The 26,194-nt window shown below is 62.7% G+C and carries 27 protein-coding genes; 13 read left to right on the top strand and 14 right to left on the bottom strand.

The window, feature by feature from the left end:
- Positions 1-14: 14 nt before the first annotated feature.
- A complete protein-coding gene (locus AACY13_RS14965; RefSeq protein ID WP_339462381.1) occupies positions 15-1,328 on the bottom strand; it encodes an ammonium transporter in 1,314 nt (437 codons plus the stop codon).
- Between the two features lie 37 nt (positions 1,329-1,365).
- Entirely contained in the window at positions 1,366-1,704 is a 339-nt protein-coding gene (glnK, locus tag AACY13_RS14960; RefSeq protein WP_003096476.1) for a P-II family nitrogen regulator, read from the bottom strand.
- A 429-nt stretch (positions 1,705-2,133) separates the two neighbouring features.
- Between glnK and AACY13_RS14955 the strand changes: the two genes are divergently transcribed.
- Together AACY13_RS14955 and AACY13_RS14950 are read left to right on the top strand one after the other, a co-directional pair.
- On the top strand, positions 2,134-2,412 hold the full coding sequence (locus tag AACY13_RS14955; RefSeq protein WP_339462380.1) for an accessory factor UbiK family protein: 279 nt from the start codon (positions 2,134-2,136) through the stop codon (positions 2,410-2,412).
- A gap of 39 nt (positions 2,413-2,451) precedes the next feature.
- Complete coding sequence (locus tag AACY13_RS14950) at positions 2,452-3,951, top strand: YifB family Mg chelatase-like AAA ATPase (protein WP_339462379.1); 1,500 nt, start codon at positions 2,452-2,454, stop codon at positions 3,949-3,951.
- Positions 3,952-4,279: 328 nt separating this feature from the next.
- On the opposite strand, the gene AACY13_RS14945 is transcribed toward AACY13_RS14950, so the two are convergent.
- Together AACY13_RS14945 and AACY13_RS14940 are read right to left on the bottom strand one after the other, a co-directional pair.
- Positions 4,280-5,068: a gamma-glutamyl-gamma-aminobutyrate hydrolase family protein gene (locus AACY13_RS14945; RefSeq protein ID WP_339462378.1), complete on the bottom strand. Its 789-nt coding sequence runs from the start codon at positions 5,066-5,068 to the stop codon at positions 4,280-4,282.
- A 341-nt stretch (positions 5,069-5,409) separates the two neighbouring features.
- The gene (locus tag AACY13_RS14940; RefSeq protein WP_339462377.1) at positions 5,410-6,339 is read right to left on the bottom strand and encodes a LysR substrate-binding domain-containing protein; all 930 of its coding nucleotides are present in this window, start codon (positions 6,337-6,339) and stop codon (positions 5,410-5,412) included.
- 138 nt (positions 6,340-6,477) lie between these two features.
- Here AACY13_RS14940 and AACY13_RS14935 point away from each other — a divergent pair, with 138 nt between their 5' ends.
- Complete coding sequence (locus tag AACY13_RS14935; protein ID WP_339462376.1) at positions 6,478-7,869, top strand: NorM family multidrug efflux MATE transporter; 1,392 nt, start codon at positions 6,478-6,480, stop codon at positions 7,867-7,869.
- On the opposite strand, the gene AACY13_RS14930 is transcribed toward AACY13_RS14935, so the two are convergent.
- The 5 genes from AACY13_RS14930 to AACY13_RS14910 all read right to left on the bottom strand — a co-directional run bounded on the left by AACY13_RS14930 (position 7,838) and on the right by AACY13_RS14910 (position 12,643).
- Complete coding sequence (locus tag AACY13_RS14930) at positions 7,838-8,770, bottom strand: SdiA-regulated domain-containing protein (RefSeq protein WP_339462375.1); 933 nt, start codon at positions 8,768-8,770, stop codon at positions 7,838-7,840. The two genes, AACY13_RS14935 and AACY13_RS14930, sit on opposite strands and share 32 nt — an antisense overlap.
- A gap of 88 nt (positions 8,771-8,858) precedes the next feature.
- Positions 8,859-9,206: a NirD/YgiW/YdeI family stress tolerance protein gene (locus AACY13_RS14925; protein ID WP_339462374.1), complete on the bottom strand. Its 348-nt coding sequence runs from the start codon at positions 9,204-9,206 to the stop codon at positions 8,859-8,861.
- A gap of 85 nt (positions 9,207-9,291) precedes the next feature.
- A complete protein-coding gene (locus AACY13_RS14920; RefSeq protein ID WP_445262580.1) occupies positions 9,292-10,221 on the bottom strand; it encodes an SdiA-regulated domain-containing protein in 930 nt (309 codons plus the stop codon).
- Between the two features lie 103 nt (positions 10,222-10,324).
- On the bottom strand, positions 10,325-10,990 hold the full coding sequence (locus AACY13_RS14915; protein WP_339462373.1) for a fumarylacetoacetate hydrolase family protein: 666 nt from the start codon (positions 10,988-10,990) through the stop codon (positions 10,325-10,327).
- 258 nt (positions 10,991-11,248) lie between these two features.
- On the bottom strand, positions 11,249-12,643 hold the full coding sequence (locus AACY13_RS14910) for an FAD-binding oxidoreductase (RefSeq protein WP_339462372.1): 1,395 nt from the start codon (positions 12,641-12,643) through the stop codon (positions 11,249-11,251).
- A 187-nt stretch (positions 12,644-12,830) separates the two neighbouring features.
- On the opposite strand from AACY13_RS14910, the gene serA reads away from it, so the two are divergent.
- Entirely contained in the window at positions 12,831-14,060 is a 1,230-nt protein-coding gene (serA, locus tag AACY13_RS14905) for a phosphoglycerate dehydrogenase (protein ID WP_339462371.1), read from the top strand.
- A 214-nt stretch (positions 14,061-14,274) separates the two neighbouring features.
- On the opposite strand, the gene AACY13_RS14900 is transcribed toward serA, so the two are convergent.
- A complete protein-coding gene (locus tag AACY13_RS14900) occupies positions 14,275-14,772 on the bottom strand; it encodes a DUF523 domain-containing protein (protein ID WP_339462370.1) in 498 nt (165 codons plus the stop codon).
- Positions 14,773-15,006: 234 nt separating this feature from the next.
- Here AACY13_RS14900 and AACY13_RS14895 point away from each other — a divergent pair, with 234 nt between their 5' ends.
- Positions 15,007-15,567: a DUF6160 family protein gene (locus AACY13_RS14895; protein ID WP_339462369.1), complete on the top strand. Its 561-nt coding sequence runs from the start codon at positions 15,007-15,009 to the stop codon at positions 15,565-15,567.
- Positions 15,568-15,748: 181 nt separating this feature from the next.
- Here AACY13_RS14895 and AACY13_RS14890 read toward each other — a convergent pair whose 3' ends face one another.
- Positions 15,749-16,381: a 2OG-Fe(II) oxygenase gene (locus AACY13_RS14890; protein ID WP_339462368.1), complete on the bottom strand. Its 633-nt coding sequence runs from the start codon at positions 16,379-16,381 to the stop codon at positions 15,749-15,751.
- A gap of 123 nt (positions 16,382-16,504) precedes the next feature.
- Between AACY13_RS14890 and AACY13_RS14885 the strand changes: the two genes are divergently transcribed.
- Entirely contained in the window at positions 16,505-17,272 is a 768-nt protein-coding gene (locus tag AACY13_RS14885) for a DUF2059 domain-containing protein (RefSeq protein WP_339462367.1), read from the top strand.
- Positions 17,273-17,424: 152 nt separating this feature from the next.
- Here AACY13_RS14885 and AACY13_RS14880 read toward each other — a convergent pair whose 3' ends face one another.
- The gene (locus tag AACY13_RS14880) at positions 17,425-18,357 is read right to left on the bottom strand and encodes an alpha/beta hydrolase (RefSeq protein WP_339462366.1); all 933 of its coding nucleotides are present in this window, start codon (positions 18,355-18,357) and stop codon (positions 17,425-17,427) included.
- Positions 18,358-18,477: 120 nt separating this feature from the next.
- Here AACY13_RS14880 and AACY13_RS14875 point away from each other — a divergent pair, with 120 nt between their 5' ends.
- On the top strand, positions 18,478-19,044 hold the full coding sequence (locus tag AACY13_RS14875) for a DUF6436 domain-containing protein (protein WP_339462365.1): 567 nt from the start codon (positions 18,478-18,480) through the stop codon (positions 19,042-19,044).
- A gap of 199 nt (positions 19,045-19,243) precedes the next feature.
- On the opposite strand, the gene AACY13_RS14870 is transcribed toward AACY13_RS14875, so the two are convergent.
- The gene (locus AACY13_RS14870; protein WP_339462364.1) at positions 19,244-20,323 is read right to left on the bottom strand and encodes an AraC family transcriptional regulator; all 1,080 of its coding nucleotides are present in this window, start codon (positions 20,321-20,323) and stop codon (positions 19,244-19,246) included.
- 117 nt (positions 20,324-20,440) lie between these two features.
- Between AACY13_RS14870 and AACY13_RS14865 the strand changes: the two genes are divergently transcribed.
- The 3 genes from AACY13_RS14865 (at position 20,441) to AACY13_RS14855 (ending at position 23,259) form a co-directional block, all read left to right on the top strand.
- Positions 20,441-22,825: a penicillin acylase family protein gene (locus AACY13_RS14865; RefSeq protein ID WP_339462363.1), complete on the top strand. Its 2,385-nt coding sequence runs from the start codon at positions 20,441-20,443 to the stop codon at positions 22,823-22,825.
- A 125-nt stretch (positions 22,826-22,950) separates the two neighbouring features.
- Complete coding sequence (locus tag AACY13_RS14860; protein ID WP_339462362.1) at positions 22,951-23,112, top strand: hypothetical protein; 162 nt, start codon at positions 22,951-22,953, stop codon at positions 23,110-23,112.
- 15 nt (positions 23,113-23,127) lie between these two features.
- Positions 23,128-23,259: a hypothetical protein gene (locus tag AACY13_RS14855; protein WP_339462361.1), complete on the top strand. Its 132-nt coding sequence runs from the start codon at positions 23,128-23,130 to the stop codon at positions 23,257-23,259.
- Between the two features lie 23 nt (positions 23,260-23,282).
- Here AACY13_RS14855 and AACY13_RS14850 read toward each other — a convergent pair whose 3' ends face one another.
- A complete protein-coding gene (locus tag AACY13_RS14850) occupies positions 23,283-24,248 on the bottom strand; it encodes an integron integrase (RefSeq protein WP_339462360.1) in 966 nt (321 codons plus the stop codon).
- Between the two features lie 151 nt (positions 24,249-24,399).
- Here AACY13_RS14850 and AACY13_RS14845 point away from each other — a divergent pair, with 151 nt between their 5' ends.
- From AACY13_RS14845 to AACY13_RS14835, 3 genes are all read left to right on the top strand, one after another.
- Positions 24,400-25,131, top strand: coding sequence for a hypothetical protein (locus tag AACY13_RS14845; RefSeq protein WP_339462359.1), 732 nt, complete (start codon positions 24,400-24,402; stop codon positions 25,129-25,131).
- A gap of 84 nt (positions 25,132-25,215) precedes the next feature.
- Positions 25,216-25,563: a hypothetical protein gene (locus tag AACY13_RS14840; RefSeq protein WP_339462358.1), complete on the top strand. Its 348-nt coding sequence runs from the start codon at positions 25,216-25,218 to the stop codon at positions 25,561-25,563.
- Positions 25,564-25,653: 90 nt separating this feature from the next.
- On the top strand, positions 25,654-25,938 hold the full coding sequence (locus AACY13_RS14835) for an excalibur calcium-binding domain-containing protein (RefSeq protein ID WP_339462357.1): 285 nt from the start codon (positions 25,654-25,656) through the stop codon (positions 25,936-25,938).
- Positions 25,939-26,194 lie beyond the last annotated feature (256 nt).

The following is a 26,194-nucleotide window of genomic DNA, read 5'->3' as shown; positions in this document are numbered from 1 at the left end:
CGCGCTCCGTGTGCTTACAGGTTGTAGCCACGCTCGTTATGCAGGGCGAGATCGAGGCCGATGGTCTCTTCCTCGTCGCTGACACGCAGGCCCATTACTAGGTCGATCACTTTCAGGATCACGAAGGTCACCAGCGCGGTGTACACCACCGTGAAGGCCACCCCCTGGAACTGCACCCACAACTGCGCAGGAATGTTCTCCACTTCGCCAAAGCCCCCCAGCGCCGGTGCGGCGAACGCCCCGGTGAGGATGGCCCCGACGATACCGCCCACGGCATGCACGCCGAAAACGTCCAGAGAGTCGTCATAGCCCAGCTTGCGTTTCAGGCTGGTGGCACAGAAGAAGCAGATCACCCCGCTGGCCAAGCCGATCGCCAGGGCCCCCATGGGACCGGCCGTACCGGATGCCGGGGTGATGGCCACCAGGCCCGCCACCGCACCCGAGGCGATGCCCAGCACACTGGGTTTGCGATGGGTGATCCACTCGGCGAACATCCAGCTCAGCGCCGCGGTAGCGGTGGCGATCTGGGTCACCAGCATGGCCATGCCGGCGCTGCCGTTGGCCGCCAGGGCCGAGCCGGCGTTGAAACCGAACCAGCCAACCCAGAGCATGCTTGCGCCGATCAGGGTGTAGCCGAGGTTGTGCGGCGGCATGGCGGTAGTCGGGAAGCCCTTGCGCTTGCCCAGCACCAGACAGGCCACCAGCCCGGCAATACCGGCGTTGATATGCACCACGGTGCCGCCGGCGAAGTCCAGCACGCCCCAGTCCCACATCAGTGCGCCGTCGCCGCCCCAGACCATATGCGCGATGGGCGCATAGACCAGGGTGAACCACAGCGCCATGAAGATCAGCATGGCCGAGAACTTCATGCGCTCGGCAAAGGCTCCGACGATCAGGGCGGGGGTGATGATGGCGAAGGTCATCTGGAAGGTGATAAACACCGATTCCGGCACCGTGGCCACCAGGCTGTCCAGGGTCAAACCACTGAGGAAGGCTTTGGAGAAACCGCCGACAAAGGAGTTGAGGTTGACCACACCCTGCTCCATGCCGGTGCTGTCAAATGCCAGGCTGTAGCCGTAAACGACCCACAGGATGCTGATCAAACCGGTCACGGCAAAGCACTGCATCAACACCGACAGCACGTTCTTGGAACGCACCATGCCGGCATAGAACAGCGCCAGACCGGGAATGGTCATAAACAGCACCAGCACAGTGGCCACCAGCATCCAGGCGGTGTCGCCGCTGCTCAGGCTTGCCTCTTCGGCCATGGCAAAGCCAGGAACGAGAGACAAAAGGGCTCCTAGCCCTGCGATTGTTCGCAGAGTCATGGTTTAACTCCTGGGGCGTGTGGGGTTCGAAGGGCGCTTAGATCGCGTCGGTATCGGTTTCGCCGGTACGGATGCGAATCGCCTGTTCCAGGTTTACAACGAAAATCTTGCCGTCACCGATCTTGCCGGTGTTGGCGGCCTTGGTAATGGCCTCGATCACACGATCGAGCTGATCATCGGCGATGGCCACGTCGATTTTCACCTTCGGCAAAAAATCGACCACGTATTCGGCACCGCGGTACAACTCGGTATGGCCTTTCTGCCGACCGAAGCCTTTGACTTCGGTGACAGTGATGCCCTGCACGCCGATCTCCGACAGTGACTCACGGACGTCGTCCAGCTTGAACGGCTTGATGATGGCAGTGACTAGCTTCATGAAACTTTCTCCCGTGTAAGGTGGACTTGCCCCAGGAATTACGAACCCGACTCAAGTCTAAGCGCAGTGTCTGGCTTTTGTAATGCATCGCGGCCCTAAGCCAGCGGCACCGATACTCACCAACAGCTCCCGGCGAAGCACTTCCCCGCCCCGCCTGACGCACCGGAACTGCATCGGTGCATGCGTCGCCAGAGACAAAGCAGAAAGCCTGCCAACTCCAATAAAAACTACTTATTTCATGCAGTTAGCTACTAAACAGGGGATTATCCCTGACGTTTAGGGGTAACCAGCGCACAACAATGGTGCGGCACCCTGCCGCCGCACGCGCGAAAAGCGTGCAGCGCGCCAGCCAAGTGCACCGGCCGCGCCCAGGCAAGCCGCCCGGGACTGCGTGCTACACTGGCGACCATCTGTTACCGGAATCTCGCCATGCTGCCACCCAAAGCCCTGCTCGACGCCCTTAGCCAACACGCCTCTCGCCTGTTCAGTGGCGACAGCCCGCTGCCACGCAGCGAATTCGAAACCCAGTTCAAGCTGTTGCTGCAAAGCGGCTTCAGCAAGCTCGACCTGGTCAGCCGCGACGAATTCGACAGCCAGATGGTGGTCCTGGCGCGTACCCGCGCCCGCCTGGAAGCCCTGGAAGCCAAGGTCGCCGAGATGGAAGCGCGCGGGGCAGACGCCACAGAAGCCGCCACCACCAACGAGTAACGCCCACAGCGGATGCACCAGCCGATCAAGGAGTGATCGATGTCCCTGGCCATAGTCCACAGCCGCGCCCAAGTCGGCGTCGAAGCCCCGGCGGTGACGGTCGAAGCCCATCTGGCCAACGGCCTGCCCTCCCTGGCCCTGGTCGGTCTGCCGGAAACGGCGGTCAAGGAAAGCAAGGACCGGGTGCGCAGCGCCATCCTCAACTGCGCCTTCGAGTTCCCGCCTAGACGCATCACCCTGAATCTGGCCCCGGCCGACCTGCCCAAGGACGGTGGGCGTTTCGACCTGGCGATTGCCTTAGGGATTCTCGCCGCCAGCGGCCAGGTACCGGCCGCCGCCCTGGAGCGGCTCGAATGCCTGGGCGAGCTGGCATTGTCCGGGGCGATTCGCCCCGTACAGGGCGTGCTGCCCGCCGCCCTGGCTGCCCGCGCCGCCGGGCGCACCTTAATGGTGCCCAAGGCCAACGCCGAAGAAGCCAGCCTGGCCTCGGGGCTGGAAGTGATTGCCGTGGAGCATCTGCTGGAAGTCGCCGCCCACCTCAATGGTCAGACGCCCATCGCGCCCTATCAGGCCCAGGGCCTGCTGCGCCAGCTGCAGCCCTACCCGGACCTCGCCGAAGTGCAGGGCCAGGTCGCGGCCAAGCGCGCCCTGCTGGTGGCCGCGGCCGGCTCGCACAACCTGCTGTTCAGCGGCCCACCGGGGACCGGCAAGACCCTGCTGGCCAGCCGCCTGCCCGGCCTGTTGCCGCCGCTGGACGAACGGGAAGCACTGGAAGTGGCCGCCATCCACTCGGTGGCCAGCCACACGCCATTGACCGCCTGGCCCCAGCGGCCTTTTCGCACGCCCCATCACAGTGCATCCGGGCCGGCCCTGGTAGGCGGCGGCAGTCGGCCGCAACCGGGGGAAATCACCCTGGCCCATCAGGGCGTCCTGTTTTTGGACGAGCTTCCGGAATTCGATCGCAAGGTTCTGGAAGTCTTGCGCGAACCCCTGGAAAGCGGGCATATCGTCATCGCTCGGGCCCGCGACAAGGTGCGCTTCCCGGCGCGCTTCCAACTGGTGGCGGCGATGAACCCCTGCCCCTGCGGCCATCTGGGCGACCCTTCCGGACGCTGTCGCTGCTCGGCCGAACAGATCCAGCGCTACCGCAGCAAGCTCTCCGGCCCACTGCTCGACCGCATCGACCTGCACCTGAGCGTACCCCGGGAAACCACCCGCCTGGAAACCAGCAGCAACCACGGCCCCAGCAGCACCGAACTGGCCGCCCTGGTGGTGCGCGCACGCCAGCAGCAACTGGCGCGCCAGGGCTGTGCCAACGCCCACCTGGACCTGGCCGGCGTGCAGCAACACTGCAGCCTGGATGGCGAGGATCGCCACTGGCTGGAAAACGCCTGCGAACGCCTGGGCCTGAGCCTGCGCGCCGCACACCGGGTGATGAAGGTGGCGCGCACCCTGGCCGATCTGGACGGCGCGCCCCGCATCGGCCGCCCTCACCTGGCCGAGGCCCTGCAATATCGCCCCAGCAACAACGGTGCCTGAAGCGCCCCCATAAAGAAGGCTATGTCCCAATTACCTGTTGCAAGCAGCTTTCGTAGGGTGGGTTAGCCGCATAGAGTGATTGCCAAGCATCACGTCACTCGGCATGCGGCGTAACCCACCGCCGGCACCATGCGCTCCATTGGCTGGTGGGTTACGCGCCGCGCCACTATCGTGGGTGGGATCTTCGGGCGGTGTTTGCGTCGCTAACCACCCTACGAATCAGGACTCCCACGACATCATTTTGCGGCCCACAGCCTTCAACACGTACCGGGTACATAGCCAAAAACAAGCCCCGCATTTGCGGGGCTTGTTTTTGTCAGCTCAAAGCTTACTGGTCGCGCCGTGCGGCCTGCTCACGGCAGGCGTCGCCAAAGGCCTGGAAGATCTTCACCGAGTGCGGGTTCTGCGCCGCCTGCCACTCCGGGTGCCATTGCACGGCCAGGGTGAACTGCGCGGCGTCCGGCAGGTGGATGGCTTCGATCAGACCATCCTCGGCATGGGCCAGGGCTTCGATACCAGCGCCCAGGCGATCCACGGCCTGACCGTGGAGGGAGTTGACCGGGAACTCGGCATGCCCCATCAGCTCGGCAAACCAGCTGCCCGGCAGCGCACGCACGCTGTGGCGGTCGGCATACTGTTCGGCGACCGAGGTGCTGGGGTCTTCGCGGTGATCGCTGATGCCCGGCACTTCGTAGGCCTTCTGGTGGATGCTGCCGCCCAGGGCCACGTTGATTTCCTGCATGCCGCGGCAGACGCCGAGCAATGGCAGGCCACGGGCCAGGGCGGCGCGAATCAGGGGAATATCGAAGAGATCACGATCCTGGTCCTGGCCTTTGCTCGGGGTCAGGTTTTCCTGGCCGTAGAGCGCCGGGTCGATATTGCTGCCGGCACCGGTCAGGTAGACCCCATCGACCATCGACAGGTACTGCTCGATGTCATCGGTACCGCAGCAGCTGGGGGCCAGCAGCGGCACACAGCCAGACAGTTCGACCAGGGGGGCTATGTATTTGTGGGTCATGACTTGATAGGCATGCCCCTTGCGCTCTTGAGCGCCCATGGACATCAGGACAACCGGTTTACGCGCGCCTGGGCGCTGTTTCGTATTGTTGTTGGACATACATCACCTTGGGGCAGCCCGGATTGGCTGCCGTTGCTGTGCAGAAGGGCTGACGGCGGTCACACGCCTCCTGTTTTTACGGCTGGTTGCGCCTGTCAAAAGACCTGCTGAAGAGGCCGCAGATGCACTGAAAACGCCCATCCGGCAGTCGCAACCTTGGGGCCAGTCTGCCAAAGCCGTAAAATATGTCAAACAAATAAGCGCAATTTGTTAAGAAATCAGACCGGGAGCAGCGGAGTGTTCAGCCCGAAACAGCCCGCAACTAGTTGTTTTAATGAGGTTTATTTCGACAAGCCAAGAAGCGATAGTCCAATATTTTTTACGCCATGCGCGAAGCCACTCTAACGCTCGCCGCTTCCCACCCGCGCCACCACCGGTAACTGCATCGCCGCCACATCGGCCACCAGGTAATCGCGCAAGCGTCGAAAGCGCTCCTGGCCACGGCGCGCCCTGGGCCATACCAGGTAGTAGCTGCAACCACTGGGCACGGCGCTGGGCCAGGGCAGGCCGAGCCGCCCCTGGGCGACATCCTCGGCGACCATCAGCAGATCGCCGATCGATACGCCATAACCGCGCGCAGCAGCCACCATGCCCAGCTCCAGGGTGTCGAACACCTGGCCGCCCTTGAGCGACACCTGATCGGCCAGGCCCATGGCCTGCAACCACTGCCGCCAGTCGCGCCGGTCCGGGGTGGGATGCAGCAGTTCGGCGGCCTGCAGGCGCGGCAGATCCCAGGGTTGCTCGTTCAAGGCTTCAGGCGCACAGACCGGAATCAGCCACTCGGCGAACAGCTCGGTGCTTTCCCACTCCTCCGGGAAGTCGCCCTGGCTCAGCAGCACGGCGCAATCGAAGGGCTCATGCAGGAAGTCCACCTTGTCCACGTCCATCCAGGCGCTGGTCAGCTGTACTTCACTGGCACTGCTCAGGCGATAGCGCGACAGGCGCGCCAGCAACCAGCGCATGGTCAGGGTCGATGGGGCCTTCAGGCGCAGCACCGTGTCGTCGACGCGCAGGGTATTGCACGCGCGCTCCAGCGCCTCGAAGCCATCACGCAGCCCCGGCAGCAGCATGCGCGCCGTCTCGGTGAGCTGCAGGCTGCGGCCACGGCGCTCGAACAGGCGGCAGACGAAGTGTTCTTCCAGGGTGCGCACATGGCGGCTGACCGCACTCTGGGTGATCGCCAGCTCTTCGGCCGCGCGGGTAAAGGAGCAGTGCCGCGCCGCCGCCTCGAAGGCGCGCAGGGCATAGAGCGGCGGCAGGCGCTGGTTCATGTGCACGAACCATGAGTAATAGTCATGCCTGTCATCGCTATTATCCTTTTGTGCTGTCGCAGTTGGCTCATGAGAATAGGCGCATTCTCTGCCTGCACGGATCACCCGGGCAAGCCTTCTGACTGAGTAGAACTCATCATGCTGCAACCGCTGCGTGGCGAACTGCGCGCCATCCTGAAACTCGCCGGGCCACTGATTGCCGCGCAACTGGCCCATGTGCTGATGGTGTTTACCGACACGGTGATGATGGGCCTGCTCGGCCCCGCGGAGCTGGCCGCCGGCGGCCTGGGCGCAGCCAGCTATTCCTTTATTTCGATCTTCTGTGTCGGGGTGATTGCCTCCGTCGGCAATCTGGTGGCGATCCGTCACGGCGCGCAGGACGCCGCCGGGGTCACCCGGCTGACGCAGAACGGCCTGTGGCTCGGCTGGGGCCTGGCGCTGCTGGCCGGCCTGGCATTGTCGAACCTGGGCCCGGCGCTGCTGTACTTCGGCCAGCAGCCGGAGAATGTCAGCGGCGGCATGCAGTTTCTCTCAACCCTGGTTTTTGCCCTGCCCGGCTATATGAGTTTTATGGCCCTGCGCGGCTTTACCAGCGCCATCGGCCGCCCCGGCCCGGTAATGGCCATCAGCATCGGCGGCGCACTGGCCAACTTCATCCTCAACTATGCCTTGATCAAGGGCTGGTTCGGCTTGCCGCACCTGGGCCTGGCCGGGATCGGCCTGGTTACCGCCGTGGTGATGAATGTCATGGCGCTGCTGCTGGCCTGGCATGTGCTGCACCACAGCGCCTACAGCCCTTACCCATTGTGGCGCGGGCTGCTGCGGCCAGTGTGGGCCCAGCTAAAGGAGCTGCTGCGCCTGGGCCTGCCGATTGGCGGCACCTATGCGGTGGAGGCCGGGCTGTTCGCCTTCGCCGCGCTGAGCATGGGGGCCTTGGGCAGCCAGCAACTGGCGGCGCACCAGATCGCGATCATGTCGGTGTATGTGGCCTTTATGGTGCCGGTGGGGATTTCCTACGCGGTGACCTTCCGTATCGGCCAGCACTTCGGCGCAGGCCGGCTGCACCAGGCACGCCAGGCCGGCCGCCTGGGCATCGGCCTCGGTGCGCTGTGCATGCTCGGTTTCGCCTGTCTGTTCTGGCTCGCGCCGCACTGGGTGGTCGGACTGTTCCTCGACCCCAGCGACAGCGCCTATGCCGAGGTGGTGACCCTGGCCGTGGCCCTGCTGGCGATTGCCGCCTGGTTCGAGCTCTTCGATGGTATCCAGACCATCGCCATGGGCGCGATTCGCGGCCTCAAGGACGCCAAGACCACCTTCTGGGTCGGCCTGGCCTGCTACTGGCTGATCGGCGCGCCGCTGGCCTGGGTGCTGGCATTCCCGCTGGGTTGGGGTGCCCAGGGCGTGTGGTGGGGACTGGCCGGTGGTCTGGCCTGTGCGGCCATCGGCCTGACCCTGGGCTTTGAATGGAAAACCGCGCACCTGCTGCAATCCTCGGTCATCAATCAGCAGCCACTGCCTCAGGCTTCCTGAAGCGATAAAACAGGTTCGGCTCGCTAACCAGGTAGAGCACGCCCTGGTTATCCATGGCGATACCCTCGCCCTGGGGCACGCTGCGCTTAAGCCCGTTGCGCCCGGCGAGCAGCGACAGGCTGCTGATCGGCTTGCCCGCGACATTCAGCTCCAGCACCAGGCGCGATTCATCGGAGAGCGCCAGCAGATGACCGCTGCGCTCGTCGAACTGCAGGCTGGACAGGTCGCGCACGAACAGGCCGGCATCGCGCTGTTGATCATCCAGCACATGCATGGCAAACGGCTGCTGCGGGTCGCGCTGGGGGAAGCCGTGAATTTCATAGATGCGCAGCGGGTCGCGCTCCTTGGCGACAAACAGACGCTGGCCGACCGAATCGTAGGCCAGGCCCTCAAAACCCTTGTTGCCATTGAGCCCCAGGCTCAGCGACAGCTGCTGGGCCTGATCGGCATGCAGTTCGGTGGTGGCATCATCCACCCGCACCTTGATCAGACGCTGCTGGCGCTCGTCGGTGATCACATACAGGCCTTGGCTGATGTACTCGACCGCCTCGGCATCGCCGAAGCCATGCAGGTCGATACGCCGCAGCAGCTCGCCATCGAGCGACAGTTCGATCAGCTGCGGCTTCTGGTTGGTCACGGTAAACAGGCTGTTGCGATCCGGGTCGTAGGTCAGCGCCGAGACATCGTCATCCAGCCCCTCGATCACCCTGGCCTCGATATCCACCTGGTAATCCGACAACAGCATGGCGGCCTGCTGACCTTTAGCCGCCTGTTGCCACTGCTGCACATTGAACCAGGCCCGCTCGAACAGACGGTACTCCTGGGCAAACAGCCCGAGCAGCAGCAATGCCAGCACGGCAAGGCTCAACGACAAGCGTTTCAAGGTGAAATGGTCTCGCATGGCGACTCACTCGCAAAGAGTAACGGGGACACAACGACGCCAGCCCGAAGCAGGGCTCCGGGCTGGCGCAGGTAAAGGCCGGCGTAGCTTAGTTGACCAGTTCGAGGGATTCGACATCGATCTCGCGACTGGTGAGGTCATGATCGACTTCGCCGGTCAGCCTGACCGTCACGCTGTCGGAGACGGCCTGGGCTGGCCAATCCTCGTCGTCGATCTCGACATTGATGGTGCCGCTGGCATCCTTGAACTCATAGAGTTCGTCCTGCAGACGCTTGACGATCTGCCCCTGCAACAGCACCGGGGTGTCGTCGCTGGCTTTCAGCGCCGCCGCCACGCTGGTGACCTGAGCCGTAGCACCGGGGCCAGTGTAGCCGGCCGCCAGGGCGGCGGTGGAGAACAGCGGAGCGAGCAGCAGAACCAAAGTGAAACGCTTCATGGGGTAAGCCTCTAATCGGGTGATGGGACCAGAGTAGGGGGCGTAGCTGAATCCAGGCTTAATCGCCGCTTAAGCCAAGCTTAAATCAATCGTTCTCCGGCCGAGCCACCGCGGGCAGCTTGCTCAGCACATAAAACAGGTTGGGCTCGCCGACGATATAGATATTGCCCGCCGCATCCATGGTCACCCCTTCCGCCTGCTTGATCCCGCGGTGCAGGCCGTTGAAGCCGCCGCTCAGGCTGATAAAACTGACCGGCTCGCCGCGGGCATCCACCTCCAGCAGCAGGCGCGACTCGTCCGACAGCACCAGCGCATGACCGGTGCGGGCGTCATAGCTCAGCGAGGAAATATCGCGCAGGAACAGATGCCCGGTTGGCAGCGGCTGCAATGCCCCCGCAGCGCCATCCTCACCGGGGAAAGGCAGACTGAACAGCCCCAGTGGACTGCGTTCCTTGCCCAGCAGCACGCGCTCGTTGCGCGAGTCCCAGGCAATACCCTCGAAGCCCTTGTTGCCGGCCTTGGCAAAGCCCAGGTCGAAAGACGCTAGATCGGCAAATTCCAGGCTGCGGGTCAAAGCGTCCAGCTTGAAGGTAGTCAGGGTACGCTTGCGCTCATCGATAACCGCCAGGCGACCATCGGCGAGCATTTCCACCCCTTCTGGATTGGAAAACCCATGCAGAGGGATGCGCCGGATCACCTGACCATCCAACGTCAGCTCGATCAACTGTGGGTTCTTGCCCGTCACACTGAACAGGGTATTGCTGGCCGCACTGTAGGTCAGGCCGGACAGCTCATCATCTTCCAGGCCCTGCACCGGCTTGCCCTGCAGCACCGCGCGATAGCCGGGCAGCCAGATGCTCGCCTGCTGTTCGGCAGGGCTCGACTGCTGCTGCTTGAACCAGAAGCGCAGTCGATCATCCCAGTGCAGGTAACCCGCCAACAGGATCACGGCCACCAGCAACAACAACAGCGTCCACCAGCGCGGACGCATCAAGGAGGAAAACCGGCCAGGCATCGCACACGACTCGACAGAACGATGACGATCAGACTAGAGCGCAACGCTTAAGTTTCTATTAGCAGGCACCTCCAGGTGCCCGCACAGCCAGCCCCGGCAGTGGCTAGAGCGCGCGGCTGGCGAAGCGACTGTGGCCGACCAGCTCCAGCACCAGCTCATCGCCCTTGTGCAGCGCGCCGACGCCCACCGGCGTACCGGTGAGGATCACATCGCCCGGCTGCAGACTGAAGTGGCCGCAGATGTGCTGGATCATCGGCAGAATCGGGTTGAGCATGTCGCGGCTATTGCCGTCCTGACGCACCTCACCGTTGATGCTCAGGCGAATGCCGATATCGGAGAGGTCTTCGACTGCATCGCCGGGCACAAAGGGGGCCAGCACACAGGCACCGTCGAAGCTCTTGGCGGTTTCCCAGGGGTAGCCCTTTTCCTTGAGCCTGGTCTGCAGGTCGCGCAGGGTCAGGTCCAGGGCCGGAGCGAAGCCGGAGATGGCGTCGCGCACCTCCTCGGCATTCGGCGTGCGCGACAGCGGCTTGCCGATCAGCACGGCGATCTCCGCCTCGTAATGCACGTCACCACGGCCCTCGACCAGGGTGAAGCCGTCATCCAGCGGTACCACACAGCTGCCGGCCTTGATAAACAGCAACGGCTCGGTGGGCACCGGGTTGTTCAGTTCCTTGGCGTGCTCGGCGTAGTTACGGCCGATGCACACCACCTTGCCCAGGGGAAAATGGATATGGGTGCCATCGATGTACTGATGCTGGTAACTCATGGGCGACTCCTTATGGGAATACCGTGCTCGGCTCTTTGTGGGAGCGTGCGGTGTGTCAGGTGGCGGGCTGCACCCGCCCTAGGATCATGCCGGCTTCAGCGCAGACCGTCGTTGCGACCAAAGATTTAATCAGCTCGCTGAGAGCGTCGCGAGCGAAGGCCAGGCAAGGCGGCGTATCCGGAAAAAAGCGGAGTTGGCTGCTGCCAATGAGCATTTTTTCCGGGTACGCCAACGCAGCATGGTCGAGCGCAGCAGCTATCAGAGCGGGAAAATCTTGCCCGGATTCATGATCCCGTTCGGATCGAACACCGCCTTGATCGCCTTCATATAGCCAATCTCGGCTTCCGAACGGCTGTAGGTCAGGTAATCGCGCTTGGTCATGCCCACGCCGTGCTCGGCGCTGATCGAGCCGTTGTACTTTTGCACGGTCTCGAACACCCACTTGTTGACGGTGGCGCACTTGGCGAAGAACTCGTCCTTGGACAGGTTCTCTGGCTTCAAGATATTCAGGTGCAGGTTGCCGTCGCCAATATGACCGAACCAGACGATTTCGAAGTCCGGGTAATGCTGGCCGACGATCGCGTCGATATCGTGCAGAAACGCCGGCACTTTCGAGACGGTGACCGAGATATCGTTCTTGTACGGCGTCCAATGGCTGATGGTTTCCGAGATGTACTCGCGCAGCTTCCACAGGTTCTGCAGCTGCTGCTCGCTCTGGCTCATTACGCCATCGAGCACCCAACCCTGCTCGACGCAATGCTCGAAGGTGGCCAGGGCCGCCTCGGCGACTTCCTCGGTGGTGGCTTCGAATTCCAGCAGGGCGTAGAACGGGCAATCGGTTTCGAAGGCCGCCGGCACGTCGCCGCGGGCCATGATCTTGGCCAGGGCCTTGTCCGAGAAGAACTCGAAGGCGGTCAGGTCGAGCTTGTTCTGGAAGGCGTGCAGCACCGGCATGATCGAGTCGAAGTCCGGGGTGCCGAGGACCATCGCGGTGAGGTTCTTCGGCGCACGGTCCAGGCGCATGGTCGCCTCGACGACGAAACCCAGGGTGCCTTCGGCACCGATAAACAGCTGGCGCATGTCGTAACCGGTGGCGTTCTTGATCAGGTCCTTGTTCAGCTCCAGCAGCTCGCCGGTACCGGTGACGACCTTGAGGCCGGCCACCCAGTTGCGGGTCATGCCGTAGCGAATCACCTTGATACCGCCGGCATTGGTGCCGATATTGCCGCCGATCTGGCTGGAACCGGCCGAGGCGAAGTCCACCGGGTAGTACAGGCCCTTGTCCTCGGCGAACATCTGCAGCTGCTTGGTCACCACGCCCGGCTGACACACGGCGGTGCGGTCGAATTCGTTGAACTCGAGAATCTGGTTCATATAGTCGAAGGCCACCACCACTTCGCCATTGGCGGCCACGGCACCGGCGGACAGGCCGGTACGGCCACCGGACGGTACCAGCGCGACCTTGTGCCGGTTAGCCCAACGGACAATGGCCTGCACCTGCTCGATGCTCTTGGGGAAGGCAATCGCCAGGGGGGCCGGCGCGAAATGCTTGGTCCAGTCCTTGCCGTAGGCGTTGAGGGAATCGGCATCGGTCAGCACCTTGCCGGGCTCAACCAGGGTCTTCAGCTCATCGATCAGGGCAGCAGTAGTCATCAAGTGAACTCTCAAACAATTCATGGTCGCCCTGAGAACCATTCAGGTCGCAACCGAGCATGGAAAAAGAAGATCATGCTAGCATACGCACCCCGTGAATCGTGCCTCGAGCCGATTCAGCGAGGCCCGCTCGGCGACGTCGCCGATGCATTTCCCTGACACTATTTGTGGGACGACAGGTACTCCGATGAGCAAGACCTCTCTCGACAAGAGCAAGATCAAGTTCCTTCTTCTCGAAGGCGTCCACCAGAATGCAGTGGACACCCTGAAGGCCGCTGGTTACACCAACATCGAGTACCTCAAGGGCGCACTCTCCGACGACGAGCTGAAAGAAAAGATCGCCGACGCGCACTTTATCGGTATCCGTTCGCGCACCCAGCTGACTGCCGAAGTGTTCGACTGCGCGAACAAGCTGGTGGCCGTGGGCTGCTTCTGCATCGGCACCAACCAGGTCGACCTCGACGCCGCCCGCGAGCGCGGTATCGCCGTGTTCAACGCGCCCTACTCGAACACCCGTTCGGTGGCCGAACTGGTATTGGCCCAGGCCATCCTGCTGCTGCGCGGCATCCCCGAGAAGAATGCCTCCTGCCACCGGGGTGGCTGGATCAAATCGGCGGCCAACTCCTTCGAAATCCGCGGCAAGAAGCTGGGTATCGTCGGTTACGGCTCCATCGGCACCCAGCTCTCGGTACTCGCCGAAGCCATGGGCATGCAGGTGTTCTTCTACGACACCGTGACCAAACTGCCGCTGGGCAACGCCACCCAGATCGCCAAGCTGCACGACCTGCTGGGCATGTGCGACATCGTCTCGCTGCACGTACCCGAGCTGCCATCCACCCAGTGGATGATCGGCGAGAAGGAAATCCGCGCGATGAAAAAGGGCGGCATCCTGATCAACGCCGCTCGCGGCACCGTGGTCGAACTGGATCACCTGGCACAGGCGATCAAGGACGAACACCTGATCGGCGCGGCCATCGACGTGTTCCCGGCCGAACCGAAGTCCAACGACGAAGAGTTCGAAAGCCCGCTGCGTGGCCTGGATCGCGTGATCCTGACGCCGCATATCGGTGGTTCGACTGCCGAAGCCCAGGCCAATATCGGCCTGGAAGTGGCCGAGAAGCTGGTCAAGTACAGCGACAACGGTACCTCGGTGTCCTCGGTCAACTTCCCCGAAGTGGCCCTGCCGGCGCACCCGGGCAAGCACCGTCTGCTGCACATCCACGCCAACATCCCGGGCGTGATGAGCGAGATCAACAACGTGTTCGCCGAAAACGGCATCAACATCTCCGGCCAGTTCCTGCAGACCAACGACAAGGTCGGCTACGTGGTAATCGACGTCGACGCCGATTACTCCGATCTGGCGCTGGAGAAGCTGCAGCACGTGAAAGGCACCATCCGTAGCCGCGTACTGTTCTAAGAACCTGGTCACGATCTGCTGCGCGTCGGCCCTGCGGCGTTAAAAACAGGCTCGGAATGCTCATGTACAAAAGTACACTCCGCTTCCTCGCCTGTTTTTTCCTTGCAGGACTCTAGCTCGCGAGATCGTAATCCAGGTTCTAAGCGCTGCCGCGATACGAAAAAGGGAGGCTGCGGCCTCCCTTTTTTATGCTCGCGATTTAAGTGCTCTTACCCTAGATCGGATGCTCCTCCAGCTCACGCAGCGCCGCCTCCGCTGCCGGCAGCTCTTCTTCGCTAAACACCCGCACCCCGGCACGGCGCAAGGCCGCAGCGGTGACCCCTTCACCCGCGACCCTGGTGCCACTGAAACTGCCATCGTAGTTTTCCCGGTTGCCGCACGACGGGCTGCGCGCCTTGAGCAGCGCCATACGGATGCCATATTTCGCCACCAGCGCCAGCGCCTGCTCGGCCCCCTCGACAAAGGCGGCGCTGACATCCTCGCCGTCCAGGGTCAGCACCGGCAAACGCCCATCGAGCACTTGCGCGCCCTGGCCACCGGCAATTTCCGCCGGAGCGCGCGGGGTCGGCAGGCCGCCGGCGACTTCCGGGCACAGCGGCACAATGCGCCCCTCCTGCCGCCAGCGCTCAAGCACAGTAAACGGGCCATGGGCACCGCCGTCGTAGCGCACGGGATGGCCCAACAGGCAGCGGCTTACCAGTATTTTCTGCATCACATCCTCCTCTTGGTACGGTCACGCTAGGTAACACCCAGGCCGTTGCCGCGCCTGCAGCGGCCAACCTAAGGGCCGGGGCTGCGGCCAAACTGCCAAGCCGTTCACGCCGCCGCCCGGGCCTGCGCCGGCCCCCGACCTATCCTTAGGCGGGAAGCCGCGCCGGACAATGGTGCCACAGCTCGCGCGCGACCAGACTGCGTGTCATCACTGTTCCAGCGAGGGATACGCATCATGCCCACCGTCACTTATCGGCTTCTGCTGCCGGCCCTGCTGACCTGCCTGCTGCCACTTGGCCAGGCCCACGGGGAAATGCAGGCCCTGGACAACGCCTCACTGAGCGCCATCGCCGGCCAGGCCGGCATCACCCTGACCCTGGACCTGAAAACCGAGGCGGCGAAAATCAGCTGGGAAGACGACGGCGGCAGCCTGCAGTTGCGCAACCTGCAGATCGACAACGGCTGCGCCGCCCCCGGCGACTGCCCGGTGAGCGTCGCCTATGGCCCCGCCAAGCTCTACTTCAACAGCGCCCTGGTCAACGCCCCGACCCTGCAGGTCGACGTGGTCGGCCAGGGCGGCACGCAGAAGCTGCAACTGGCCCTGCCCGACCTGAAAACCACCAGCGATCAGCTGCTGGCCGACGGTCTGATCACCACGCCGCTGACCATCCGCATGCGTATCGCCGCCGACCTCGGCATCGGCAATGCCGGCGCGCCCGGCTCCAGCACCCTGGGCCGGGTGGAAATCCGCGACCTCAGCAACCTGCAGGGGCATCTGCGCATCTGGGGCCATTGACCGCCCACGCCAACCGTCCTAGGAGCCTGTCGGGCTTGACCGTTCGTAGCGAGGGAAAGTCCGGCTCGAGTCAGTTTTGTTGATCTTTCGAGGCGAATAGCGAGCTATTTAACGAGAAAGAGCAGAAAAATGGCCGAGTCCGGCTTTTCCGCAGTAGAACAGTGTTAAGTCCGACAGGCTCCTAGAACAGGCCATCCCCACGCCGACGGAACCAGCCGGTCAGCGACAGACGCTCACGGGTCGCCGGCAACACCTCATGGGGCATCTGCGCCGAGAGAAACACCAGCAGACTGCCCGCCTGCGGCAGCACATCGAACGTCTCGCCGTCCACCAGATACAGGCGCAGGGCACCGCCCTGCTCGGCCTGCCAGTCCTGATTGAGATAGAGCACCACCGACACCGTACGCCGGTCGTTGTCGCGAAAGCGATCCAGGTGCTTGAGATAGAAGGCCCCCGGCGGATACAGGGCGAAGTGGCTCTCGAAATCCTCCAGTCCCAGGTACAGCCCCTGATTCAGCGCCTGGCGCAGCCCATCCATGATCGTCAGGTATTGGTCGCAGGCCGCGTCCTGGCCGGTTTCCAGCCATTGAATGCGGTCGCCGCGCACACCCTCGCTGACCACCACCAGGGTGCCACGGCCGACACTGGCCGGCACCAGCGCACCGGCGGCAGCGCGCCTATGGCACTCTTCGGCCAGATCGAGAGTCAGAGTAGGGGGTATGAACAGGGGTTGCAGCGACCAGCCGTGCTCGGCCAGGTCATCGATGATGCGTGCCAGGCACGCACTCGGGTTATCGCCAGACAGGGTTGTCAATTATTGCCCCAGGAAATGAGTACCTGCATCTATGCAGGACGGCGATTCTAGCAGGCCGCCGAGCGCGCCTCGACAAGCGCCCGCTGCCCATCGAGAATAGCCGCCTTCACCAACGGAGTTCTTATGCGCGTCACCTCACTGCTGTTGACCCTGCTACTCAGCCTGCCCGCCCTCGCCGACGATTACCTGCAGCTATACCAGGCCGCCGGCTGGCCACAGCAGCGCATGCATTTCAGCGACGCCCTGCAGGCCGCTCAGGAGCGTTATCGCGGCAGCTTGCCGCCGGCGGTGTACCAGGCGCTGGTGAACAACAGCAACCAGCGCTTCGCCGCCCAGGCCATCGACCAGCGCGCCCAGCAGGGCCTGCGCGATAACCTCGACGAGCCCGCCTCCGCGCTGCAGTTCTTCCAGTCGCCCCTGGGACGCAAGATCATCGACGCCGAACTGCTCGCCACCCGCAGCGACCAGCTGGCGCGCTATGCCAATGGCCTGCCGCGCAACGAGGCCAGTGCCACCCGCCGTCTGTTGATCCGTCACCTGGCCCAGGCGCTGCCGGCCAAGGAAGCCGGTGCCGAGGTCAGCCTGGCCCTGGCCGGCGTGGCCGCCGACAGCCTCAGCCAGATGCTCCCCGGCCTGCTCGGTGGCGATAGCGCGCAAGCCCTGCTCAACGGCCAGCGCCAACGCCTGATGGAGCAGATCGGCGCGGACCTCGACAACACCCTGCTACACGTCTACCGCGAGCTGAGCGATCCGGAACTGGAAGAATTCGTCAGCTTTGCCCAGTCGGAAGCGGGCAAGGCCTATTACCAGGCCGCCCTGGCCGCCATTCGCAGCGGCCTGGCGGTTGGCCAGAGCAGCGCCAGCCTGGCCCCGGCACCGCAGGGGATTTGAAGTTGGGTTGAGGAGACGTAGGGCGGACTCAGGAGCACCAGCGAACAGTCCGCCACTCTTCGGCACCGCCAAACCCCAACGGCGTACTGCTTCGCGACGACTGCATGGAGGCAGGAGGTAGAGCGACGCAGGAGGCCAAAGCCGAGTACGCCCTACGCCAGGCGCTCGCTCAGAAAGTCGAAATAACGCTGGCGCAAGGCCGCTGTTTCATTGGCCAGATGGTGGCGCGCCTGGTCCAGGCGCAGGATCTGCGGTGCGGCGAACTTGTCCTGCAACACCTCGAGGTTGTGCTCCCAGGCCACCGTCATATCCGCCTCGCCCTGGATAATCAGCGGGCTGTGGGGGCTGCGCGGGGCCGACTCGATGCGCGGCACCCACTGGCTCAGCGCCCCCACCCAGGCAGTCGGCAGGCAGCGCGGCTGCAGCGGGTCCTGGTGATGGACGAAATCGATAAAGGCGGCATCGCTGGAGTTGACGCTGAAACGCCGGGGAATCTCCCGGACGAAGTGCTTCATCACCCTGTAGCTGAGCTGCGACCAACCCCAGGCCCGCGGCCGGATCAAGGGCGCGAGCAGGATGGTCTGGCCCACCTCGGGACCGGGCTGACCGCTCAGCAGGTAGTCGATCAGAATCGCCCCGCCGGTGCTCTGCCCACAGAGATGCCAGGGTTGCGGCAGCTCGAGGGCGGCCGCCTCGGCCAGCACCGCCTGCAGCACCAGCTGGTACTCGGCAAAGTCGCCGATGCTGGCCCGCGCACCACTGGACAGACCATGCCCGGGCAGGTCGAAGGTCAGCACGGCAAAGCCCATCGCCAGGGCCCAGTCGATCACATGGCGGTACAGCGCACTGTGGTCGTAATAGCCGTGCAGCAGCACCAGGGTGGCGCGCGGCTGCTCGGGCCACCAGGCCTGCAGGGCAATCCGGTAAGCACCCGCCTGGATAGTGCCCAACCGGCTGTGCGCTGCGCCATTGCCGGCGAAACCGTAGAAACTCCGGTAATTCTGCTCGGCCGGGGTGAGCGACGCCGCTGCGGCCAAGGGTCGCAGACTGGCGATCAGGTTATCCGGCTGAAAGGGCTCTGACATGGGGCTTCCGACTATCCGAGGAGTGATTGACAGGGCGACGACGCTGCGTGGTTCGAGCTGTGGATATTCAGCTGTCGCGCCAGCCATGGCAAGCTGCGCACCTGTTTACGAAGACCAACCATGCCCAGAACCTACAAACGCCTGCTCGCCGGCCTGCTGCTTCTGCTCTGGGGCGCGGCCATGCTCGCCGCCTACCAGTGGTACGAGGCGCGCTTTATCCGCAGTTTCAGCGACCAGACGGCGCTGTTCTACGGCGAACGCCTGCGCCTGCCCGCCGAGCTGGCCGGCCCCGGGCCGATCCGCCTGGTGCACTTCTGGGACCCGGCCTGCCCCTGCAACGTCGGCAACCAGCAGCACCTGGCCGAGCTGCTCGAACACTATGGCCCCCTGGGCGTGAGCTTCTATGCCGTGCAGAAGCCCGGCAGCCAAGGTCAGCTGCCTGCCACCCTGAGCGCCCTGCAGGCCCTGCCCGGCCTCGCGGGTAGCGAACAGATCCCGGCCAGCCCGGCGGTGGCGATCTGGGACCGTGACGGCCAGCTCGCCTACTTCGGCCCCTACAGCGAAGGGCTCACCTGCACCTCGAACAACAGCTTTATCGAACCCATACTCGAAGCCCTGGCCGCCAACCGCCCGGTCAGCGCCGGCAACACCCTGGCCGTCGGCTGCTTTTGCCAATGGCAACCCTAGCCAGGTCTCGCCACTGAGTCGCCTGGCTTCGCGGCCAAGGCGCAGTGCCGCCCAGCCGCTCCTACAGGTTTTGCGCCAGACGTGACCTCTGTACGCGAACGGCGTAGGCCACGGTTTTCTGGCGATCTAAATTTTATCGACACCGCAGCACTGCACTAGCAGGCCGTTGAAAACGTAGGCGAGGAAGCCGAGCCTGTTTTTAACGCCGTATCGGCAACGCAGGTAGTTTCTCAACGGCCTGCTGGATCGCCCCTGACTGCTGGCGGTAACCCTGCGGCGTCGTCCCCTGCCAGCGTTTGAACGCCCGGTAGAACGGCGACAACTCGGCAAAGCCGCAGGCCCGCGCCACCTCGCGAATGGCCAGACCGCTGTCGAGCAGGCCCTGGGCGCGCAGGCGGCGGACCTCATCGTGGAGCAGGCGAAAGCTCTGGCGCTGTTCGCCCAGGGCGCGCTGCAGGCCGCCGGCGCTGTAACCCAGGGCCTTGGCGCAGCCCGGCAGGTCGCACAGTTGCACGCCCAGGTTGACCTCCAGCCAGTAGCGCACGCGATTGAGCAGCTGGTTTTCCTCCAGCTCCGCCAGCTCCACTTCGGCCTGCGCCCAGAGCACGGCGAACAGCCGCGGGTTGGCGCTGCGCGACGGTCGGCTCAGCCAGGCGCGGGGAAAGATCAGCGCATCGTGGGGCCGGGCGAAGCGCGGCAGCAGGCCGAACAGCCGCCGGTGCTCGCTCAGCCGGCGCGGCGCGGGATGGCGGAAATCCACGGCGTCCAGGGCGATAGCGCTAGCGCAGACGCTGCCCAGCATCTTCAGCAGCAACAGCGCCAGGCACTCCATCTGCTGGCGCAGCGAGCCGATACCGCGGTAGTTGAGGTCGAAGATCAGCCGCGCCTGCTCGCCGTCCAGCTCCAGGCGCGCGGCGAAACCGCCGGAGAGGATGTGCTGGAAACGCACGAAGCAGTCCAGCGCCTGGCCCAGGTCGCGGCTGGCCAGCAGCAGGTAGCCGACCACGTCCAGCGGCCGCGGCTGCATCACCGCGCCCAGATGCAGGCCGATATCCGGATCGCCCGTGATGGCCGCCAGGTCCTGCCAGAAGCGCGGCGCGCTGTCGTGGTCTTCGCGGGCGTCAAGCAGCGGCGGAGCCAGGGCCACGCCGCGGTAGGCCTGGCGATAGGTGTCGGTGGGGTCGAGGCCGAGTTCGGCCAGGGCCTCGTAGAGCAGCCGGCGCAAGGTTGGGGAATGGGTCAAGGCACTGGCCATGCCGTTATGCGGATCGGCGTCCATCGAGCCTCCAGTTAGTGACCAAAGACTTTCATCATCCATGCATTTGGTCAATGCCAGTCCTGGCGAGCGGCCCGCACAATGGCCGCGCCGCGTCACCACCCAGAATAAGGAAAACCGATGAAGCGCTCCCTGACCGCCCTTGCCCTGCTCGTCGCCGCCAGCGCCGCCGGCGCTTATTGGTACATCGACGGCAAGCAGCCGCAGCGCAGCGGCGAACTGCACCTGAACGACCTGCAGGCCGCGGTCACGGTGGATTACGACGAGCGCGGCGTTCCGCATATCCAGGCCCGGCACGAGGCCGATATGTACCGCGCCCTGGGCTACGTGCACGCCCAGGACCGGCTGTTCCAGATGGAACTCCTGCGCCGCCTGGCCCGCGGCGAACTGGCGGAAATTCTCGGCAGCAAACTGGTCGACACCGACCGCCTGTTCCGCACCCTGGGCATTCGCGAACACGCCGACCGCTACGCCGCGCAGATGGACATGCACACCCCGGCCAGCCAGGCACTGCTGGCCTACCTGGACGGCATCAACCAGTACCAGGCCAGCCGCCCCGCACCGCTGGAGTTTGATGTCTTGGGCATCGCGCCGCGCCCGTTCAGCGTGGCCGATACCATCAGTGTCGCCGGCTATATGGCCTACAGCTTCGCCGCGGCGTTTCGCACCGAACCGGTGCTGACGCATATCCGCGATCAGCTCGGGGCCGACTACCTCAAGGCCTTCGACCTCGACTGGCACCCCCAGGGCGTGGTCGGGCAGAGCCTCGCCGCCGGCGACTGGCAGGACCTCAACGCCATCGCCGAACTGAGCCACGCCGCGCTGCTGAATGCCGGCCTGCCGCAGTTCGAGGGCAGCAACGCCTGGGCGGTGTCCGGCAGCCGCACCGCCAGCGGCAAACCGCTGCTGGCCGGCGACCCGCATATCCGCTTCGCCACGCCCTCGGTGTGGTACGAGGCCAACCTCAGCTACCCCGGATTCAGCCTGTACGGCCATCACCAGGCGCTCAATCCGGTGGCTTCGCTGGGGCATAACCGCGAGTTCGCCTGGAGCCTGACCATGTTCCAGAACGACGACCTCGACCTGATCGCCGAAACAACCAACCCAGACAACCCCAATCAGGTCTGGTACCGCGGCCAGTGGGTCGAGCTGCACAGCCGCGAAGAACAGATCAAGGTCAAGGACGCCGAACCGGTCAGCCTGACCATCCGCCGCTCGCCCCACGGCCCGCTCATCAACAGCGCCCTGGGCGAAACCGTCGGCAGCACGCCGATTGCCATGTGGTGGGCGTTCCTGGAGACCGCGAACCCGATCCTCGACGGCTTCTACCAGCTCAACCGCGCCGCCAGCCTGGAGCAGGCCCGCGCCGCCGTCGAGCATATCGAGGCCCCCGGACTGAACGTGGTGTGGGCTAATGCCAGCGGCGATATCGGCTGGTGGGCGGCGGCGAAACTGCCGCGCCGGCCGGCCGGGGTCAACCCGAGCTTTATCCTCGACGGAGCCAGCGGCGAGGCGCAGAAGGACGGCTACTACCCGTTCAGCGCCAACCCGCAGGAGGAGAACCCGGCGCGCGGCTATATCGTCTCGGCCAACTACCAGCCCGTTTCGCCGACCGGCATGGAGATACCCGGCTATTACAACCTGGCCGACCGCGGCCAACGCCTGGACCAACACCTGAGCGACAGCAGCGTGAAGTGGGACCTGAGCAACAGCCAGGCCCTGCAACTCGACCCCGGCACCGGCTACCCGCAACGCCTGCTCGCGCCGCTGGCCGCCGACCTGCGTGCCGCCGCCGGCGATGCCGAGGAACAGGCCCTGATCGAGCAGCTGCTGAACTGGGATGGCCAGCACACACTCGACGCCACTGCCGCCACCCTGTTCAACCAGCTGGTCTATCAACTGGCGTTTGAGGCCATGGCCGACGAACTGGGGGACGCCTTCTTCGCCAACCTGCTGCAAACCCGAGCGCTCGACAGCGCCCTGCCGCGCCTGACCGCCGCTGCCGACTCACCCTGGTGGGACAACCGCGGCAGCGATGCCGTGGAAACCCGCGCCGATGCCGTCAAGGCCGCCTGGCAGAACTGCCTGGCGCACCTGCGCAACACCCTCGGTAACGACCCGAGCCAATGGGCCTGGGGCAGCACCCACACCCTCACCCACAACCACCCGCTGGGCCAGCGCAAGCCGCTGGATATGCTGTTCAACGTCGGCCCCTTCGCTGCGCCCGGCAGCCGCGAAACCCCGAACAACCTGTCGCAGCCGATCGGCCCCGCGCCCTGGTCGGTGGTCTACGGCCCCTCGACCCGCCGCCTGATCGACCTCGCCGACGCCAGCAGCGCGCTGGGCATCAACCCGGTCGGCCAGAGCGGCGTGCTGTTCGATACCCACTACAAGGACCAGGCCGAGCGCTATATACGTGGCGAGTATGTGCCGATGCACCTGGATGGCGAGGCGATCAAGGTCAATAGCCGCAGCCAACTGGTTCTGCGCCCATTAAAGAGATAAAACGTCTGCTACTGATTCCGCCAATCGCCCTGCGCGCCTGATTGCCGTGCTCGTCGGCTACCGGCCCTGTCACATCAGGTCGGCGCGCCGACCAACAGGCCGTCAGCGCCGCCGCCTTCGCTGGCATGCGCAAGTGGCTGGAGCAACGCTATCCACGCCTGAGCGCTAACACCGAGCACCCGACCACCAGCAGCCAGAGCATCCTGCGGCGCTGGTCGGGGAAGGACCGCCAACTGCCCGCAGGCCGCGAGACCTCGGTGGTATCCGAGGTCAACGGTGCAGCCTAGCAACAGTTTGCCGAAGTGATCCGGCAGAGTTTCAGCAACAGCCTGGTCATCGGCGGCACCAACAAACGCGTGGACATCGATAAACGGGCCAATGCCAGCGGCTTCTATTACCGCCTGCTGCAAAGCCCGAATCACAGCGCCGAGTAAGTTGCCGTCAACCTCCCCACCTGTTACACCCGGTCCAGCGGGCTCAACACCGCCAGCCCGCCACGGTTAAGGACATGGGTGTAGATCATCGTGGTCTTCACATCGGCATGGCCGAGCAACTCCTGTACCGTGCGAATATCCTGACCACTTTCCAGCAGGTGCGTGGCGAAGGAGTGGCGCAGGGTATGTGGCGTGGCCAGCTTAGCAAGCCCCGCAGCCCTGACCGCTCTCTTGAAGGCCCGCTGCAAGCGCTTCTCATCAACATGGTGACGCCGCCGCGCACCGCTGCGCGGATCGACCGACAGCCCCTGCGCCGGAAACATATACTGCCAGGCCCACTCCCAAGGCCCCTTGGGATACTTACGCGCCAACGCATCAGGCAAATACACATCGCCACGCCCGGCCAACAACTCCGCATTGTGCAGTGCCTTCACCAGTTGCAACTGACGCTTCAACGGCTCAAGTAAACGCAACGGCAGAACCGTGACTCGATCCTTCGCCCCCTTGCCATCGCGCACCAGAATCTGTCGACTGGAGAATTCCACATCCTTGACCCGCAAACGCAGCACCTCCATCAAGCGCATTCCCGAGCCATATAACAAACTGGCGATCAACCATAGCTCGCCGTGCAACTGCGCCAATACCGCCTGCACTTCCTCGACACTCAACACCACCGGCAAACGCTGCGGTTTCTTCGCTCTCACCACCTCCCCCAGCCAGGGCAACTCCAGTTTGAGTACCTGTTTATAAAGGAAGAGCAACGCAGCCAGCGCCTGATTCTGCGTCGAAGCTGACACATTGTGCCGCACCGCCAGATCAGACAAAAAAGCTTCCACCTCCGCCGCCCCCATTTCCGACGGATGCCGATACTGGTGAAAACGAATAAATCGCCTGATCCACTCACAATAGACTCGCTCAGTACGAATCGAGTAATGTTTCAAACGAGTCTGTTCACGAACCTGATCGAGCAAACGAGGCTTGCCATCCATGGTGCATAACTCCTTATACGGTCACCCGACCGCTGCATTGCTCAGCCTAGATAGGGTTAGCGAAGGGCACAAGGAAGGTTATCCACCAAATGCAGCAGGCGTTATCACACCATTTGGTGTCTATTTATAGTTATACCTAAAGAGAGAATCGATGCGTCTAATAATCCCCTGCATGCAGTGCCTACAAGAATTTGGTCGGCCATCTGGGGAGTTTGCACGCGTCGAATTTAAAGATGACGGCTGTTATGAAGTCACTTGCTCTTTTGGCCATACAACCGTAACAGTCCTTCAGCAGCAAAAATTTGAAGTTCTATTTGACATTGGCGCTCACGCAATACTGGACGGATATTATCGCGAGGCTGTCTCATCATTTACATCTAGCCTTGAGCGCTTTTACGAATGTGCAATCCGAATTTTTCTTGAAAAATCCACCGAATCTGACGTTTTATTTCAATCCGTTTGGAACTCTGTCTCCAGTCAATCAGAGCGTCAACTTGGTGCCTTCATATTTCTCTGGGCAACTCATTTTAAAGAAGCAGCATCCCTTCTCCCCCAAGGCATGATCACCTTCAGAAATGAAGTTATCCACAAAGGGAAAATTCCATCTAGAGATGAGGCCATAAAATATGGGAACTCTGTCTTGGAAGTCCTCAGGCCAAAATTGAAAGCCCTTCAGAAAAACTTTCCCGATCAAGTTGGAAATTCGGTGTTTCGCCAAATTCGAGGCAGCGCAGAAAAAGCTAGCAACCAAATTCAAGTAGCTACAATGTGTGCTTCCACAATCATAAGCCTCAGCAACGGCGAACCAAGTCACCATGAAAAAAATCTTGAGGAACATCTAATTTCATTGAATGAATCGCGAAAACTGTTTGGCGCAGTTTAGGTATAACAACTGGTTCAAACCGTTCGCTTCGCTCACTGGGACGGGCTAAAGCCCGCCCCTTAACCAAACGTTAGGAACCCTACATTGCTTCTTCAAAATATCGAAATAGCAATCCATTATTCAGCAGAGCTGCTATTGGTTGGTTTGGCGTTATTCATTCTTGTATCAAAAAGCAAAAAAGCAGGAATTTTAATCGGCATCTACGCTATTTATTCATTAGTAATCCAAATTTCATTCAATGGCGCTTTAGGGCTTGGCTTTTTAGCACAAATATTTTTAGAAACGAACTTTGAGTTAGGCAACCCATTACCAGCAACGGGCGCAGTTGTTCTCGGATTAATTGGCGGAATTTCCAAGCTAAGTCTTGCAGGCGGTGTTTATTTCCTAGCCAGAGCATTGAAAATAAACCATTGTGAACGGGCTCCTAACTAGTGGTTCAAACCGTTCGCTTCGCTCACTGGGACGGGCTAAAGCCCGCCCCTTAACCAAACGTTAGAAACATGAGCAGAAATTGGTGAAATCTTGAAGAAGTTAATTATTTACGCACTGATCACATTCGTTGGCTGGAATTACTACCAAAAAAATATTGCTACAACACAAGCAGATATTTCTTCAGAACCTCAGGTATTCCAAGCCCCTGTAACAGCATTACAGCAACCAACAAATAACTTCTCCTGTGATGGCAGGCAACACTGCAGCCAAATGCGCTCAAGAGCAGAAGCTGAGTATTTTGTAAGAAACTGCCCAAACACTAAAATGGACGGAGACCATGACGGGGTGCCTTGTGAAAACGACTCCAGGTTTTAGAGCGCATTCGTGCAACACGCTTCTAACAACTGGTATATGGACTCTCCCCACAAGTAGTGGGCAAAGCTTTTCTTTTGCACCTGTCGTCAGCGCGGTTGCATTCGTATATCCGGCCTGTTGTGGGCTTTACGCCCTGGCCATTCTGTAGTTCGCGCAGCGGGGGCCAAGCGTTCAATCGATCACACAGATCATCATTGTTATCGGCCTTATTCCGCTGCAGGACTCGCCTGTTCCGACAGTGCTGCTGCTCACCACA

This window comes from Pseudomonas sp. EA_105y_Pfl2_R69 (assembly GCF_963970915.1).
In the GTDB taxonomy this organism is placed as follows: Bacteria; Pseudomonadota; Gammaproteobacteria; order Pseudomonadales; family Pseudomonadaceae; genus Aquipseudomonas.
Note: the sequence above shows the minus strand (reverse complement) of the source record. Positions and strands in the feature narration are given on the sequence as shown.